At 40.6% G+C, this 16,434-nt stretch carries 18 protein-coding genes; 9 read left to right on the top strand and 9 right to left on the bottom strand.

The features are described 5' to 3' along the window. Window positions 1–15 precede the first annotated feature (15 nt). From J0X13_RS15240 to J0X13_RS15225, 4 genes are read left to right on the top strand one after another with little or no spacing between them, the layout of a single operon-like run. A complete protein-coding gene (locus tag J0X13_RS15240) occupies window positions 16–627 on the top strand; it encodes a flavin reductase (protein ID WP_207072246.1) in 612 nt (203 codons plus the stop codon). Further along, window positions 624–1,796 (top strand): M20 family metallopeptidase, encoded by a 1,173-nt coding sequence (locus J0X13_RS15235; protein WP_207072245.1) that lies wholly within the window; start codon window positions 624–626, stop codon window positions 1,794–1,796. The genes J0X13_RS15240 and J0X13_RS15235 overlap by 4 nt, the downstream gene beginning before the upstream one ends. Window positions 1,797–1,806: 10 nt before the next feature. Beyond that, window positions 1,807–2,835, top strand: coding sequence for a hypothetical protein (locus J0X13_RS15230; protein WP_207072244.1), 1,029 nt, complete (start codon window positions 1,807–1,809; stop codon window positions 2,833–2,835). Beyond that, entirely contained in the window at window positions 2,832–4,550 is a 1,719-nt protein-coding gene (locus J0X13_RS15225; protein ID WP_207072243.1) for an adenosylcobalamin-dependent ribonucleoside-diphosphate reductase, read from the top strand. Before J0X13_RS15230 ends, J0X13_RS15225 begins: the two co-directional genes overlap by 4 nt. A gap of 9 nt (window positions 4,551–4,559) precedes the next feature. Here the strand turns inward: J0X13_RS15225 and deoD are convergent, their stop codons facing one another. The 4 genes from deoD to J0X13_RS15205 all read right to left on the bottom strand — a co-directional run bounded on the left by deoD (window position 4,560) and on the right by J0X13_RS15205 (window position 6,786). Continuing rightward, window positions 4,560–5,264, bottom strand: coding sequence for a purine-nucleoside phosphorylase (gene deoD / locus J0X13_RS15220; RefSeq protein WP_207072242.1), 705 nt, complete (start codon window positions 5,262–5,264; stop codon window positions 4,560–4,562). Then, the gene (gene deoC / locus J0X13_RS15215) at window positions 5,261–5,911 is read right to left on the bottom strand and encodes a deoxyribose-phosphate aldolase (protein WP_207072241.1); all 651 of its coding nucleotides are present in this window, start codon (window positions 5,909–5,911) and stop codon (window positions 5,261–5,263) included. Before deoC ends, deoD begins: the two co-directional genes overlap by 4 nt. 1 nt (window position 5,912) lies before the next feature. Continuing rightward, the gene (locus tag J0X13_RS15210) at window positions 5,913–6,317 is read right to left on the bottom strand and encodes a hypothetical protein (RefSeq protein ID WP_207072240.1); all 405 of its coding nucleotides are present in this window, start codon (window positions 6,315–6,317) and stop codon (window positions 5,913–5,915) included. Window positions 6,318–6,405: 88 nt separating this feature from the next. Beyond that, window positions 6,406–6,786, bottom strand: coding sequence for a hypothetical protein (locus tag J0X13_RS15205; RefSeq protein WP_207072239.1), 381 nt, complete (start codon window positions 6,784–6,786; stop codon window positions 6,406–6,408). A 223-nt stretch (window positions 6,787–7,009) separates the two neighbouring features. On the opposite strand from J0X13_RS15205, the gene J0X13_RS15200 reads away from it, so the two are divergent. The 3 genes from J0X13_RS15200 to J0X13_RS15190 are packed head-to-tail and all read left to right on the top strand — an operon-like array spanning window position 7,010 to window position 9,562. After that, on the top strand, window positions 7,010–7,792 hold the full coding sequence (locus tag J0X13_RS15200) for an MlaE family ABC transporter permease (RefSeq protein WP_207072238.1): 783 nt from the start codon (window positions 7,010–7,012) through the stop codon (window positions 7,790–7,792). Continuing rightward, window positions 7,792–8,574, top strand: a complete 783-nt coding sequence (locus J0X13_RS15195) for an ABC transporter ATP-binding protein (RefSeq protein WP_207072237.1) — start codon at window positions 7,792–7,794, stop codon at window positions 8,572–8,574. Before J0X13_RS15200 ends, J0X13_RS15195 begins: the two co-directional genes overlap by 1 nt. A gap of 1 nt (window position 8,575) precedes the next feature. Continuing rightward, the gene (locus J0X13_RS15190; protein ID WP_207072236.1) at window positions 8,576–9,562 is read left to right on the top strand and encodes an MlaD family protein; all 987 of its coding nucleotides are present in this window, start codon (window positions 8,576–8,578) and stop codon (window positions 9,560–9,562) included. 5 nt (window positions 9,563–9,567) lie between these two features. Here J0X13_RS15190 and J0X13_RS15185 read toward each other — a convergent pair whose 3' ends face one another. The 3 genes from J0X13_RS15185 to J0X13_RS15175 are packed head-to-tail and all read right to left on the bottom strand — an operon-like array spanning window position 9,568 to window position 12,604. After that, window positions 9,568–10,251, bottom strand: a complete 684-nt coding sequence (locus J0X13_RS15185; protein WP_207072235.1) for an ABC transporter ATP-binding protein — start codon at window positions 10,249–10,251, stop codon at window positions 9,568–9,570. Between the two features lie 8 nt (window positions 10,252–10,259). Then, on the bottom strand, window positions 10,260–11,522 hold the full coding sequence (locus J0X13_RS15180) for an ABC transporter permease (protein ID WP_207072234.1): 1,263 nt from the start codon (window positions 11,520–11,522) through the stop codon (window positions 10,260–10,262). Then, window positions 11,519–12,604, bottom strand: coding sequence for an efflux RND transporter periplasmic adaptor subunit (locus J0X13_RS15175; RefSeq protein ID WP_207072233.1), 1,086 nt, complete (start codon window positions 12,602–12,604; stop codon window positions 11,519–11,521). Before J0X13_RS15175 ends, J0X13_RS15180 begins: the two co-directional genes overlap by 4 nt. Window positions 12,605–12,784: 180 nt before the next feature. Here J0X13_RS15175 and J0X13_RS15170 point away from each other — a divergent pair, with 180 nt between their 5' ends. Both J0X13_RS15170 and J0X13_RS15165 read left to right on the top strand, forming a co-directional pair. Continuing rightward, window positions 12,785–13,279, top strand: coding sequence for a hypothetical protein (locus tag J0X13_RS15170; protein WP_207072232.1), 495 nt, complete (start codon window positions 12,785–12,787; stop codon window positions 13,277–13,279). Between the two features lie 13 nt (window positions 13,280–13,292). Further along, a complete protein-coding gene (locus J0X13_RS15165) occupies window positions 13,293–13,661 on the top strand; it encodes a GerW family sporulation protein (RefSeq protein ID WP_207072231.1) in 369 nt (122 codons plus the stop codon). Window positions 13,662–13,758: 97 nt separating this feature from the next. On the opposite strand, the gene J0X13_RS15160 is transcribed toward J0X13_RS15165, so the two are convergent. Both J0X13_RS15160 and J0X13_RS15155 read right to left on the bottom strand, forming a co-directional pair. Next, window positions 13,759–14,379 carry a WG repeat-containing protein gene (locus tag J0X13_RS15160; protein ID WP_207072230.1) on the bottom strand — a complete coding sequence of 207 codons (621 nt, stop codon included), beginning with the start codon at window positions 14,377–14,379 and terminating at the stop codon, window positions 13,759–13,761. Window positions 14,380–14,894: 515 nt separating this feature from the next. Continuing rightward, window positions 14,895–16,409, bottom strand: coding sequence for an MFS transporter (locus tag J0X13_RS15155; protein WP_207072229.1), 1,515 nt, complete (start codon window positions 16,407–16,409; stop codon window positions 14,895–14,897). Between the last annotated feature and the right edge of the window lie 25 nt (window positions 16,410–16,434).

The raw sequence follows: 16,434 nt of genomic DNA, 5'->3' as shown, positions 1-16,434 counted from the left end.
AGCAATTCGGATATTATGAACATTCTTCAGGACAAGAAATACGTTTCATTGGATATCCAGAATCCAATTTGGGATAGGATATTTACTGTTGCTCCTTTGGTTGTTGTTGGAACCAAAGAGAAAGATGGGTATGATCTTGCGCCAAAACATATGGCAACCCCGCTTGGGTTCGATAACTATTTTGGGTTCGTCTGTACCCCACGGCACTGTACGTATCAAAATGTAAAAAAAACAGGAGAGTTCACGGTCAGTTTTCCAACTCCCGACCAAGTGACCACCACTTCATTGAGCGCTTCTCCAAGATCAGATGCATTGACCAAGTCCCAACAGATTGTTGAAGCCTTGCCCTTGATCAAAGCAGCTTCCATGGACGCACCTTTGGTCAAAAACGCTTATTTGTACTTGGAATGTGAGTTGTTCAAGATTATTGATGGTTTTGGCGAGAACAGCATTATTACGGGGAGTATCAAGCATGCCTGCGTGCGTAATGAGTATTTACGTGTATCCGAAAAGGACGAACAGGCACAATTGAAAAATAACCCGTTGCTAGCATACATTTCTTATGGTCGTTTTGCCAAAATCGATGAAACTTACAACTTTCCTTTTCCTAAAGATTTTAAAAGATGACATCCAAGGTTACACATATGGCCGATGGTATCTTGAATCAACTCAAATCAAGTGAGGAAGAAATGTTGGATTTTTTGGGGAAGCTCGTATCGTTGGAATCACCTTCCCGTGACCCGAAGTCCCAATATCAGATTTTGAAATTTATAGGGGAAGCGTTACAAGAATTAGGTTTTTATACACTGCAGGTACCAGGAAAGGAAACAGGTGGCTTCCTATATGCAAGACCAAAAAACAGGGATAAAAACAAGGCTTTGCAATTAATGATCGGCCATTGTGATACCGTATGGGAGCGAGATACACTTAAAGAGATGCCATTGACAAAAGATGGCGCAATTATGAGCGGCCCCGGAATTTATGATATGAAAGCTGGGCTTACCCAGATCATATTTGCTTTAAAGGCCATTGACAAATTGAATTTGAGTTTGCCACTGACTCCTGTTATTCTGATCAATTCCGATGAAGAAATTGGAAGCAAGGAATCCAGAAAAGCCATTGAACGATTGGCCAAGGTCTGCGAACGAGCTTACGTCATGGAACCTCCGTTGGGATTGAAGGGTAAACTGAAAACCGCCAGAAAAGGCCTTGGCCGCTTTACGATCACTGTAAAAGGGAAAGCTGCCCATGCTGGACTGGACCCTCAAAAGGGGGCAAGTGCCATTGTAGAGTTGTCCCATCAAGTGCAGCAACTGTACGCTATGAACGATTTTGACAAGGGGATTACCGTAAATGTAGGGATGATAGAAGGCGGTGTTTCACCCAATGTAATTGCACCTGAAAGCAAAGCGGTCGTTGATGTTCGTGTATTGAACAAAAAAGATGGCGAACAGATAACAAAACGGATTCTTGCGCTCAAACCTACATTACCTGAGGTGGAGGTGCACATAGAAGGGGGAATAGGAAGACCTCCGATGGAGCATACACCAGGCAATAGGATGCTCTGGAAATTGGCAAAGGCCAACGGGGCCCTTTTAGGATTGGATTTGGAGGAGGCGACCGCAGGCGGGGGTTCGGATGGCAATACCACCAGTTTATATACCGCTACCTTGGATGGGTTGGGTACTACGGGGGATGGGGCCCATGCCCAACATGAACATATTTTATTGGACGAGTTTCCGGTTAGGACAGCATTGTTGGCCCTATTAATGTTGGCCGAAGTAGGGGACAATTAAACTTTGTATTATGGACCACAAATATATTTACGCGTCGTTGACCCGAATTTCCGATTTGGCGGAAAAAGGATTTCAAGTAAAGGAGTTGCCACAAGACCAATGGCAAACTGGTGATTATGTCGTTTGTGAAATTTTGAACGAAGGAGGGGAGAGCTTGAAGATAGAACTCCCAAACGGTAGGATGAGAGGAGTTATCGCTGGTGAGTTTATTGTAGGCGTATTGGGAGAACGTTATGCAACTCTGGAAGCGACAGGGAGTTGGAGAAACGTAACGGACGATTTAAAAATGACGGTACTAACAGGTGCCGGGCTTTTGGGAAAACTAACGTCCAAGTCCATGTTTATTCCTAAAATGATCAAGATTATTTACAAAGGTCATGCGGTTAGGGAAGGCAAAAAGGTAACCATGGAAGATTTTGTTGAGAATATCCCCAAAGTTCCATTCAATACTCCGGTAATCCTGTTTGTGGGTACCTCCATGTCCGCCGGTAAAACGACCTCTGCCCGAATAGTAACCAACATTTTTAAGCAGGCAGGCTATAAAGTGGTGGGTGCAAAACTTACAGGAGCTGGTCGATATAAGGATATTTTGGCCTTCAAGGATGTTGGAGCCGACAAGATAATGGATTTTGTGGATGTGGGACTTCCTTCGTCCATTTGCCCCACCGAGGTGTACAAGGAAAAACTTGATCAAATGCTCAGTAGAATTGCAACGGAAAATGCCGATGTTGCCATTATAGAAATTGGAGCGTCCCCTTTGGAACCTTATAATGGGGATGTTGCCATAAATGCGCTTAGGGAACATATTAAATGCACCATTTTGAGTGCTTCGGACCCTTATGCAGTTCATGGTTTGATGAAGGCTTTTGAACTGGTTCCCGATATTGTCACTGGGGTTGCTTCCAATACTTTGGCGGGAGCAAGAATGGTGAAGGAGTTGTGTGGTGTAAGAGCTTTAAACTTGATAGACTCCACCACTACCAAAGCATTAAAAGAAATTTTGACAGAGAAAACAGGGATGTCACTCAAAACAAAATGAAACTTTCCAAAAACGCCCTACAATTACTTAATGCCCGGTATTTGCTAAAGAATTCCGAAGATGAGGTAATTGAAACTCCGGAGCAACTTTTTAGTAGGGTAGCCAAATATGTGGCAAGTGCTGAAAATGAGGATAAAGAAAAGTGGGAGGATAGGTTTAATGACCTATTGACCCATCTCTATTTTTTACCGAACTCCCCAACATTGATGAATGCAGGATTGCCCAATGGGCAGCTGAGCGCTTGCTTTGTTCTACCCGTTGAAGATAGCCTGAGCAGCATATTTACCACCTTAAAAAACACAGCTATGATTCATCAGAGCGGGGGAGGAACGGGATATAACTTTTCTCAACTCCGACCTAAAGGCGACATGGTCTCATCCTCTGGAGGGGTATCATCGGGCCCTATGGCCTTCATCAAGATTTATGATACTGCAACGGAACATATAAGACAAGGAGGAAAACGGAGAGGGGCAAACATGGGTATATTAAATGTGGACCATCCAGATATCGAGGAGTTCATCCTTGCAAAAACAGCAGGAGATACTTTGCATAATTTTAATCTATCCGTGGGCATTACGGATGATTTTATGGAGACTGTACAACATGAAAGAGATTGGAAGTTGATGAACCCGAGAACAAAAAAGATTGCAAAAACCATCAAAGCCAAGAAGCTTTGGGACCAAATAGTTTCACAAGCTTGGGCAACGGGAGACCCAGGCCTTATTTTCTTGGATACGTTAAACAAACATAATACGGTGGCCGAAATTGGTAAAATCCAAAGTACCAACCCCTGTGGCGAAGTTCCACTGTTCGAATATGAAAGTTGTAACCTTGGCTCTATCAATCTATCCAAAATGGTCACATTAAAAGAACCGGAAGGGACGGCAGTGGATTGGAATAAGCTTGAACGTGCCATTGCGTCGGCCATTAGGTTTTTGGATAATATTGTATCTATAAATCATTATTTACTTCCGCAAATTGCAGCTATAACAAAAAACAATAGAAAAGTGGGGCTTGGTGTAATGGGCTGGGCGGAAATGTTGGCATTGCTCAATATACCTTATGCCTCTGAAAAGGCCATTTTACTGGGAGAAAGAATCATGCAATTTGTTCAATCAAAGAGTTATATGGCCTCAGCTGAATTGGCCAAGGAACGGGGCGATTTTCCCAATTGGAAAAAAAGCACTTTCCATCCAAACAAACACATGCGAAATGCTACTTGCAACAGTATAGCACCAACAGGGAGTATTTCGGTAATTGCGGATACTTCGTATTCCATTGAGCCCTTATATGCCTTGGCTTACAAACGTGTTGGTATATTGGATAATCAAACGCAAATGGAAGTGAATCCGATTTTTGTGGGTAAAATGCAAGCATTAGGATTATGGACAGATCAGGTGAAAAATGAAGTGCTCAATACCGGAAGTATACAACAGTTGGAGCATATACCTAAAAAGGTAAAAAAAGTGTTCGAAACAAGTTTGGAGATTCCATGGGAATACCACTTAAAACACCAACAGGCTTTCCAAAAATATACGGACAATGCCGTATCCAAAACGATTAACCTAATAAAAAGCACCCCCAAAGAAACCGTTTCGGATATTTACATGACGGCCTGGAAGTACGGGCTCAAGGGCATAACCATTTATAGGGATGGAAGCAAGGCCGATCAGGTTTTGCAGGCCTGCCATCTAAACAAAAGCGCCAATTGTTGAAAATGGCACTTAAGATATTGCAGCCGCGAGCGCAATTCGGACCATGTCCTTAAAAGTTGTTTCCCGTGCGTGGGCAGAAAGCCTTTCATCTGTTACCAAGGAATCGGAAATGGTTAAAATAGTCAAAGCCTTTACATTGTATTTTGCCGCAACGGTATAAAGCCCTGCGGTTTCCATTTCGACGCAAAGAACACCATATTGGGCCCAGAGTTTGTATTCTTCGGGGTCATCACCATAAAACTCATCAGATGAAAGCACATTTCCCGCCTTTATGGGAATGTTGTTTTTTTGGGCATAATCAACGGCTTTTATAAAAAGGTCAAAATCGGCGGTCGGAGAATAGTCCGAGTTGATGAACCTTGAGTTATTGATGCCTGAGGTGGTGGAAGCTGACATGGCCAATACCACATCATTGAGCTTTACATCTTCTTGGTACGATCCTGCGGACCCCACTCGGATAATGTTTTTAACTCCATAATCGTTGATGAGTTCGTGAAAATAGATCATTGCGGATGGCATTCCCATTCCACTGCCCTGAACGGAGACTCTTTTTCCTTTATAAGTGCCGGTATAGCCCAACATACCACGGATTTTGTTATAACATACTGGATTTTCCAGAAATGTTTCCGCAATCCATTTGGCCCTTAATGGGTCTCCTGGCATTAGAACGGTTTCGGCAATTTCACCGGGTTTAGCTTCTATATGGGTACTCATGGGGCTTCTTGTTTTAATAGTTTGGGACCAGAGGATGTGCCTATTCTTGATACACCGAGCTCAATATATTGTATAGCGGTTTCCCTATCCTTTACTCCACCGGAAGCTTTTATTTTTGCTTTTTCACCAACGATACTTTTCATCAGTTTTACATCCTCAAAAGTGGCACCACCGGTTCCAAATCCAGTGGAAGTTTTAACAAAATCGGCATGGGCCTCGATCGCCAGATCGCAAGCTTTTTCTTTTTCTGCATCAGTAAGGTAGCATGTTTCAATGATTACCTTAAGTATTTTATCCCCTATGGCCCGTTTAATAGCCTCGATCTCATCTCGAACAGCATCGTACATTTCTGATTTCATCCACCCGATATTGATGACCATGTCAATTTCTTCAGCACCATTTTCAATGCAGTCCACGGCCTCAAAAACCTTTGCTTTGGTGGACATGGCGCCCAATGGAAAACCAATTACGGCAGCTACTTTTACCGCAGTGTCTTTTAATGTTTCCTTAGCGATGGGCACATTACAACCATTTACACATACGGCATAAAAACCATAGGTTTTAGCCTCTTCACATAATTTTTGAATATCCGCAATATTGGCGGAGGGTCTTAAATTGGTATGGTCAATAAAGTCTGCTAATCCCATATTAGTGGTTAAAGAGCTGTTTGAGCTTAAATATAGTCAACATCTCCGATCTATTTTTTCCAGCAAAGGAACTTGCGATGGATTCAGCAGTTTCTACAATCAGCTTTTTGATGGTTTCAGGAAATTTTTCATGGTGTTCCATGTAGAACTCCTTAAACTCTTTAAAGTATTCTTCCCCGTCTTTTTCCTCGCCTTCCAACCAATCAAAAACAATCTCGATTTGATAGGCAGCATCGGTATGGAATTCATCTTCAAATTTGTCTACATCCAACCAATGTTGCCGCACATATTCCCTTAATCTTTTAACTTCTTTGGGTCGGACATTATTATCGGCCATGGCCACGGCATAAAATAATTTCCCAAGGCTTTGATAGAATTCGTTTCCTATTTTTTCAGAATTAAGCATACCATTATGTTTTAGTTCTTATTAAAAGTAGAACTAATGCTTCTTAATTTTTATGATATTACTCAACTATGGTTAGAGCAAAGCATGTTTAGTTATTTCTTCTAACACCACTTTTATTGCTGCGCCCTCTATTGCTGTTATTTTGATTATGGTAGCGCTCAATGTTATCATCGAAATAGTTGCGCACCCGTTCATATCTTGACCTGTTCAAGTTGTAGGAGCGGTAACGTGGGGGCAATACTTTATTTCGTCTCCATACGCCTCCATCCAAATAAATATAGGTTCTCGCCGAGAGATCGTAGTAGATGCTGAACTCTGGAAAAAATACATATCGAACCGTTTCCACCCTATGTGGATAGAACCATGGGGGTGGCGGATCAGCCAGTCTATGTGAAACAATCACTGGGCCACAGGCCTGAAATCCCGATAAAGCCAAGAATAATCCGAGGAATAAAATAGCCTTTTTCATAGTGTTACATTTTATTCGGTAAGGTAGTGTGATTGAAAAGTTCAGTAAATGACCTGAGTCATTTCTGATGCTCAGTGTAGGGTTTATGAAGAGCACAAAAATAGCTGGAAAATAGGTTTTGCTTAGCTGTGCATCTGATTGATTGAAAGCTTCTTAATGATATTGGTCATATGAAAGTAAGCACAACAAACTTATTTTTGATTAGGCCGAAATGCGATAAAATATGGCTATTGCAGTGCAAATGATCAATAAGACCAAGGAGTTTTTTATCGAAATAGGAGATGTTTCCTATTTCGCCGTTCGCTTTTTTAAACAAGCGGTAAAGCCCCCTTTTGAGTTTAAGGAATTGCTTAAGCAAAGTTACCAAGTTGGCAACAGATCTTTATTACTGGTAGCCACGACCGGATTTATCATCGGTTTGGTGTTAACGCTTCAGACCAGGCCAACCTTGATCGAGTTTGGGGCAGTTTCCTGGATGCCGAATATGGTCGGTATCTCCATAGTTAGGGAAGTTGGTCCAGTGATCACGGCATTGATCTGTTCTGGAAAAATTGCGTCTGGTTTTGGGGCCGAGTTGGGCTCTATGCGGGTAACCGAGCAAATAGATGCGATGGAGGTTTCCGGTACCAACCCGTTTAAATATTTAGTGGTCACGCGAATTTTAGCGGCTACGCTCATGCTCCCCCTGTTGGTGATATTTGGAGACTTAATAGCTCTTTTTGGTTCCTCTTTGGTCGAATTCATGAAAGGGAATGTGTCTTTTACCTTGTATTTTAATACGGTTTTTGATGCCTTGTCCTATGGGGATTTAGTGCCGGCCACCATAAAGTCCTTTTTCTTTGGGTTTGTTATTGGATTGACCGGTTGTTATAAGGGCTATAAGACGGGAAGGGGCACCGCCGGTGTCGGCATTGCGGCAAATACCGCTGTGGTAATGGCCTCCTTGCTATTGTTTGTGGTTGATTTTATTGCTGTTTTCGTATCAGATATTTTTTATGAACTGTGATGGATGTGAAAGAAAACATAGCGACACTTCAAAACAGCACAACTTCGGAAGAGGTTGTAGTCAGGATACAAGACCTGTACAAGAGTTTTGGCGATAACCATGTATTGAATGGTTTTAATATGATGTTGCGGAAGGGTGAAAATTTGGTGGTGATGGGGAAATCTGGATCGGGCAAATCGGTTATGATCAAGTGCCTCGTTGGATTAATGACCCCGGATAGCGGATTGGTAGAGGTTTTGGGAGAAGATATAGCTAGTTTGGATCAAGTGGATTTGGATGAATTGCGCTCGGATATCGGATTTCTTTTTCAGGGCAGTGCCCTGTACGATTCCATGACAGTAAGGGAAAACTTGGAGTTTCCCATGAGGCGGCACCGAAAAAAGTTTGAAGGGATTACCGATACCTTGCCACTGGTTCAAGAAGCTTTGGAAAATGTAGGTTTGGCCCATACCATGGATTTGATGCCCGAAGAACTGTCAGGAGGTATGAAAAGGCGTATTGCACTGGCCCGGGCCATTATTTTAAAACCCAAGCTGATATTGTACGATGAACCAACCAGTGGTTTGGATCCCATAACAGCTAAGGAAATTATTGGACTTATGAGGAGTATCCAAAAAAAATATGGGACATCTGCATTGATTATCACACATGATGTTGACTGTGCCAGGGTGATTTCCGAAAGAATGATTTTGTTGGTCGATGGAATCAACTATGCTGAAGGGACCTATGAAGAATTGGTGGCATCGACCGATCCTAAAATAAATGCCTTTTTTAAAAAATGATATGACAACAAAAACTCCAATGCAGAATCTAAAGCTGGGCATATTTGTGGTGCTTGGTACCTTGTTACTGATAATTGCAGCTTATCTTATCGGGAACGAGCAAAGTCTGTTTGTGAAGAAATTTACGGTCAATGCGGTCTTCAACAATGTAAATGGACTACAAGTTGGCAACAATGTACGCTTTTCAGGCATTGACATTGGTACTGTGGATAATATTGAAATGATAAACGATTCCACGATAATTGTTCATATGGCCATCAACAAAAAAATGAAGGGACATATTAGAGGTGATGCGATTGCAACCATAGGCTCTGATGGCCTGGTTGGCAGTATGTTGGTCAATATCGTGCCTGGAAAAGGAGATGCTTCTTTTATAGAAGATGGTTCCAGGTTGAGATCCTACAGTAAGATTTCATCCCAAGATATGCTCAATACACTAAGTGTAACCAATGAAAATGCTGCTTTGTTATCCTCGGACCTATTGAAAGTCACTCAATCCTTAACCACAGGAAAAGGTACATTGGGACGTTTGCTGAACGATACCTTGATGGCAAATGATCTAAAGGAAACCATCACCAACCTGAAGTTGAGCAGTAATCAGGTGAATAGAACTTTGAACGAACTTCAAACAACATTGAAAACCATTAATTCGGGAGATGGAATTGCGGGAGTTTTACTGTCGGACACTTTGTCCGCAGAAAGGATTAGAAACATTATACAAAACCTAGAAGTATCGAGCAATGAAATTACCAAGGTGACCACAGATTTGAACACCGTCATAGGAGAAATAAAAAATGGTGAGGGAGTCCTCAATAAGGTGGCGACCGATACCGTATTGGCCAATCAGTTAATGGAAACCATGAAGAACATTGAAGAGGGAACAGAAAAGTTCAATCAGAATATGGAGGCCCTTAAACACAATTTCTTGACCCGAAGGTATTTTAGAAAATTGGAACGAGAGCAAAAAAAGCAAGCGAATCAGAATTAATGATTTCAAGTTCCATGACTGATTATTATACCATCCTCCATTTCAATGATACGGTCCGTCCGCTTGGCAAAATCTTTATCGTGGGTCACCACTAAAAGCGATAGACCTTGCTCTTCCTTTAAATTTTTAAAGATATTGAACACATTTTCAGAATTGTGGCTGTCCAGATTTCCTGTAGGCTCATCACCCATTAAAATAGTGGGATCGTTGATCAGGGCCCTTGCGATGGCAACTCGCTGTTTTTCACCTCCCGAAATTCTAGAGGCTCGCTGATCGGCCAAATGGCCAATATGTAACATTTCAAGTTTTCGGTGTGCATCCTTCTCAATTTCCTCGGGGGACTTTTCCGCTAGTTTCTTGGCAGGCAGCATTACATTTTCCAATACACTGAATTCAGAAAGCAAATAATGAAACTGAAATACAAAGCCAATGTTTTTGTTTCTGATTCGCGACAGTTCTCTTTGTGACTTGCCTGTTACAAGTTCGTTATTGAGGTATAGTTCGCCGGTATAGTCGGTATCCATAGTGGAAAGAATGTACAACAAGGTGGATTTTCCAGAGCCTGATTTACCCATAATGGAGGCAAACTCCCCTTGCTTTACCTCAAATGAAATATTTTTGAGCACATGGAAATCCTTGGGCTTATGAAAATGTTTATTGATATTTTTTGCTTCTAAAACACGGTCCATACGCTCAGCTAAGTTCCTCTAATAATTTTTACAGGATCTATTTTTTTGGCTCTGTTGGAGGGTAAATATCCTGCAACAAAAGTTGAAATAAGTGCAAAGGCGATTCCAATAAAATAATAGGTTCCGTTGTAATTTACAGGGTATGTGGTAATGGTGGGCAAGGCATCTGTTTCAAAGGGAGTATTGTCAATAAGGTGAGAAAGACCGAACCCGATCAATAAACCCAAAAGACCTCCTAAAATTCCAATAAGTATGGCCTGTGCCATAAAAATGTATTGCACATCTTTACCCGAGAACCCTGTGGCCTTTAATATGGCAATATCCTTCATTTTTTCATAAATGAGCATGTTCAGAATATTGTAAATACCAAATCCCGCCACTATAAGAAGGGTTATGGAAACCGCATAGGTAATAAGGTTCCTTATGTTGGAGCCCGTTTCAAATTGGGCGTTGGCCTCATTAATGTCCACTGCCTTTATATTGAACTGTTTTTCCAAATTACGGGCCATGGACTCGGACTCTCCAATGTTCAATAATTTGATGTTGATGTCGGTCACGTAGTTTTCGGACTCGCCCAATATACGCTGCACGGTATTTAGGTTTGCAAAACTTTGTACATTGTCTATTTCCGCAATTCCACTTTGATAGATGCCCACAATTTTCAGAGGGAAAATATCCCCTGCTACCGTGCTTATTTGAACTCTGTCCCCAATGGAAAGAGACATTTTATCAGCTAGCCCCGCACCTAGTAAAATTCCGTTATTGGTGTTTTTTAAGGCTTCTGCGGAGCCTTCCACAATATTGTCCTTAATGTTGGAAAGTCGAGCTTCCTCCATAATATCAACTCCCACTAGATTGCCACCCAGTTCTATGGAACCGGATAGATAAAAGATTTGGGCCCTTAGTTGGGGGGTCGCTCCTTTTACATTGGGATGCTTTTTTAGATAGCCGAGAATAGGGAGTGCGTTATGAATTTTTTCTTGATTTTGTTTGGGTTTTATGGAGTGTACAAAATTCATGGCACCTTGGAACTCTTGGTAACGTGAAATGGGTTGGGTTTTGGAAGGACGAATCTCGTTGTACATGTGAATGTGCGGTGTTTGGTTCAGTACCAAATCATCTAACATGCCGTTGAGCCCTGTCATAAAACTTACCAAGGTGATATAGGCGCCAATTCCAAAAGTAACCCCAAGTGTTGCGGTTACCGTGGATTTCATCTTGGTAATAAGATGTGTTTTGGCAATGCCCAATATCACGTTCCAATTGATCATTGCTCCGGTTTATAAATTACGGTGTTTTCATCGATACCCTTCAAAATTTCCACCCTGTCCAAATTTTGAAGTCCTAGGGTAACCTCAATTTCACCATCGTCTGTAAGCACTTTGGATGCATCCATTAGGTATTCTTTTGGGATGGTGAGGGTTTGCTCTTTTTTGGAAATAACAATATTGCCTTCGCCAGATAGTCCGGGGTACAGCGTGCTGGGAGGGTCTTTAAATAAGGCCTCTACCTTAAAAGTCTGCGAACGTTCATCTTTTCTCGGGTATATTTTGTCCAATGTAGCCTCAAAAACCTCTGAGTTATAAGAATCCAGGGTGAGGAAGACCTGCTGTCCCGTTTTCAATTTTACAATATCCACTTCATCTACCAATAACTCAATTATAAAATCTTCACTTTTACCGATAGATGCCACAGGTTGTTGGGTATTTACTATTTCCCCAGGATTTTTATAAATAGCATAAACAGTTCCGTTTATCTTACTTTTTATGGTAAAGTCTTCGGAAGTGGTCAAAGATGTTCGGTAATTGTTTTCTGATTGCTTTAATTGGGTCTCGAGCTCGTTTTTTGTTTGCCTATACTTTCTTTTGAGCAGGTCCAAGTTGTTTCTGGAGAGTTCATAATTGAGTTTTCGGTTATCGTATTCCACCTTAGAGCCAATATTTTGGTCCCAGAGGTTTTTTTGTCTGAAGTAATTAACAGAATCATTTGTGAACTTTAGGGTTGCAGCATGAATTTCATCTTGAATGCTAGTAAGGACAGCTGCTCTGCCATTATAATTTTCACGAGCGAGTTGTAGCGATAATTTGGCGTTCTCCGCATTTAATTCCGGTGAAGTGTTCGTGATTTGAAGGATTGGGTCACCTTTTTTTACTTTATCACCTTCTTCGACCCAGGTTTTGTCCAAAATACCGATTACTATGGAATAGGCTTGATAAAGACTGTCCGGCTGAACTGTGGCAGAGGCATACACGGATTCTGTTAAAGGCATTAAAGTCGGGTAGACTTTCTCTTTGCTCTCGCTACAAGAGAAAAAACTGATTAAAACAATGCAGAATATTAAAGGATACTTCATTGGCCCGGTATGAATACAGATATCAAATTACCAATAAAAAACCGATTTGTAATATGAGTTAGATCAGTCAAAAAAAGCACCGGAAAAAAACTTATCAACTTTTACCGAATTATTTATGCGATGCTGACCCGCGTCATTGCATATAAAACATAGTCCTATTTCCTTTGTGGCAAAAAGCTAATGATACTGACCATTGTGATATTATTAGTTGTGCTCCTTGCCCTTGGGCTGTTATTTGTTCCAATTCAAATTTTTATTGACACGGATACAGGAAAGTATTATGCAGGCTTAAAGGGCTTGGCAAAGGCGAGTTTCGAACCCGATGAGAAAGAACTTTTACGAGTTCGGTTAAAAGTGCTTTTTTATGAACGCTGTTTCTATCCCTTGACAAAATCTTCAAAACCAAAACAACCGGCCAAAAAAAAGAGAACCAAACCCAAAAGGAGGATTACGTTAAGGAAGATGGTCCAATTGCTCAAATCGTTCGAGGTTAAACGGTTTGCATTGGATATGGATACCGGCGATTACGTGGCCAATGCAAAAATGTATCCTGTTTTTGTATTGCTAAATCGGTATGTAGCCTCGTTCCATATCAATTTTGAAGACCATAACAGATTGGTGTTGGACATTCGAAACAGGCCTTACAGAATTCTAAAAACATTTATTAATCATTAAAAATTTTAAGGTCATGGATTTACATTTTGAAGAATTATTGAACAAGGTAACTGACTTTATCAAGTCAGAGGCCAAGACAGACACCATTATTGGTGAACCCTTTCAGTTGGGTGAATTTAAGTGTGTACCTGTAATTAAAGTAGGTATGGGATTTGGCTCCGGAGGAGGCGAAGGCGTTGAAGGCAAAGCAAGAAAAGGGGAAGGAGCCGGTGCAGGTGCCGGTATCGGTATTCAACCTATCGGCTTTTTGGTGACCAAAGGAGATGAAATCTCATTTTTGGAAGCCGGCAAGACCCACGGATTAGCGGCCGCATTTGAAAAAGTACCCGATTTAATTGAAAAAATTGTTTCTGAAAGAAACAAAGAAGAAGTTGTTGCCTAACCGAGGACAACAATTAAAAAGAACTGGATTGCCCATCCCCTAAAGTGTGGACAATCCAGTTCGCTTGTTGAATGACCTGTAGGCTTTACGATTTGATTTAGAGGTCTATTTTTTTGATGTGCCAGAGGTTATCCTTTTCAACGGCTATCAAGTTTCCATTTAATATTTTAGAACGTATTTCTGGTATTTCATACCTTCTTTTTGTCATTTGAATATTATGCCTACGGTTTAGAAACTCATTGATATTGCCGTCTGCATCCATCAATACTTCATGGAATTTAAATTCATAAATATCCAGGTTGAATTCATTTTTGCCTCTAAACACTTTTTCGAAAATAATACCTGTTGTCCACCCATTATCAAATGGAGCAACATTCAAAAATTGATGTTCTATGACCAATTTGCCAGTAGTATCAATAAATCCAAATATTGGTATACCATCCACTATTTTTTGAACCACACATCTACCGCTCGAAAATTGAGGGTAGGCCATGGCTCTGATATCATTGTAAGATGTGTTGGCATCTGTGTTCCAATAAAGATCATCCCTAAAATCAATAGCGATGTTTCCAGTTTCATCAACAAAAGCCCACTTGTTTTCTTTTTGTATTGCTGCAAATCCTTCGTGGAACGGGCTCACAAAATCCAAATTGTCAGGAAGTTGGGCGCTAAGGCCCATATAGATAAAAGCAGCAATCAATGTTGTTGTTTTTTTCATGGCCATTGCTTTTTATCATCTTACTAAGATCCTGTGTATCGGGCGTATATCAAATGATCTGGGTCATATACCGTAAAGAACCGGGACACTTTATCTAAAGGGTACAATGGATATGTACCTTGTCGCATATGTGGAGCAACGTCCTCAATAAATTATGCCGATGGATGTAGGTTTCCGTTTCCTTTGTCCCATGTATAAAGTCAATAACCAGGTAGGAATTAAAAATAAAAAACCGTTAAGCATTTGCTTAACGGTTTTTAAGTGACCTGACTGGGTTCAGAACCTGCGTTCATTAGCCCAGTATTTATCAATATCCTGCGAAAGTTTACAATTCATGTTGACGATTTGTGAACTTTTATGGTTGAAATACTTTCGTTATTTCAAATATAATTAAAGCGTTATAAATGGTTGGAATTGAAACGATAAGTTATCCTTTATTTTGACTTTGATAACGGCTTGGGTATGGTGCGTGTCCCGAAGGGCATGAACTATACCCTTTGCTAGGTGCTGGATTTTTACTTTTCAATTTTCAACCATTTATTTGTTCCTCCACAAAGCCAAATTGCATTTAGTCCAAATTCTTTCAACAATTTTGCTCCGTCTGCTGAGCGTCCTCCACCTTTTCCACAAGCAATTACAAATTGAACATTCTTGTCAAGTTGGGAAATTTTGTATTTCAATTCTTGTAGTGAAATGTTCAATGAATTTGGAATGTGCGCTTGTTCATATTCTTCCTTGTTTCTTACGTCAATGATTTGAATCTTCTTGTTCGCTTTAATTGCCTTTTTTACTTCTTCAACTTCAATACATTCTTTGATGGATTTTATTTGTTCAGGCATGCGGAATTTAATGATGAGGGAGGAAATGATTGTTAAACCACCAATCAAAAATATGGCAAATGATATTCCGAGTAAGTCAGCTGTGATTCCAGATAAAATTGCACCAAATGCATACCCTAAATCCCTCCAAAGCCTAAAGGAACCAATGCTTTCAGCTCGTTGCCTTGGGCTTGTTGCAGAGGCAATTGTGGAAAGAAAAGTTGGATAAACCAAAGCTGTTCCTAAACCTAAAATTGCCGAAATCAATGACAATATATAAAAGCCACTACTGAATGGAATAAGTAAAATGGCTAAACCCTGTAAAAACATTCCCCAAAACAGCATTGCCTTTTTTGAGTAATGGTCAGACATTTTTCCTGTGAATAGCTGACCTATTCCCCAAACTGTTGGGTAAATAGCTGTAACAACACCTATATTTTCATTATTATAGTTCAGAGACATGAGAACAATAGGAAGCAATCCCCAAATCATACCATCATTCAGGTTATTGACAAGTCCTGCCTGTGTAACTGAACTCAAAGTCTTGTTTTTAAAAGTCGTCTCCCAAAATACATTGTCGAGCTGTGGGGTATTATCTGTAACACTTTCTTTATGTGCAAACACTCTTGTGTCCTTAACCCACAAGGCTGTCAAAATAAAACCGACAATAGAAATGAAAATTCCAATGTAAAATGGATAAGGGGTAATACCATAGGTGTTGGCAATATATCCTGTCAAAAAAGCGACGATTCCAACTGCAAAATAACCTGCAAATTCGTTTAACCCCATGGCAAAACCACGGTCTTTCTCGCCAACGAGGTCAATTTTCATCACTACAGTACTGCTCCAAGTTAAACCTTGACTAATTCCCAATAGCACATTTGCTAAAATCACGAAACTCCAATTGTGCGCGTAAATAAGCATAAACGGGATAGGAATTGCAATTAGCCAGCCAAATAGAAGTAAATTTTTACGTCCGAATTTATTGGCAAGTCGTCCTGTGTAATAATTGGCTATGGCTTTAGTAATTCCAAATGCTGTAATGAATGAAAGAATGGCTGTTTTAGAAGCAACACCAAACTCTAATTCTGCAAACTGTGGAAAGATGGAGCGTTCCATTCCGATCATTCCGCCCACAAATCCGTTCACTATTACCAAAAGTGTAAACTGTTTCCAATTCTCTTTAAGTCCGAGTTTAATGTTGTTTGTCATTTTTTCTTTTTAAAACTTTCACTTA

This window comes from [Muricauda] lutisoli (nom. illeg.) (genome assembly GCF_017313105.1).
GTDB classification, from domain to species: domain Bacteria; phylum Bacteroidota; class Bacteroidia; order Flavobacteriales; family Flavobacteriaceae; genus Flagellimonas; species Flagellimonas lutisoli.
Note: the sequence above shows the minus strand (reverse complement) of the source record. Positions and strands in the feature narration are given on the sequence as shown.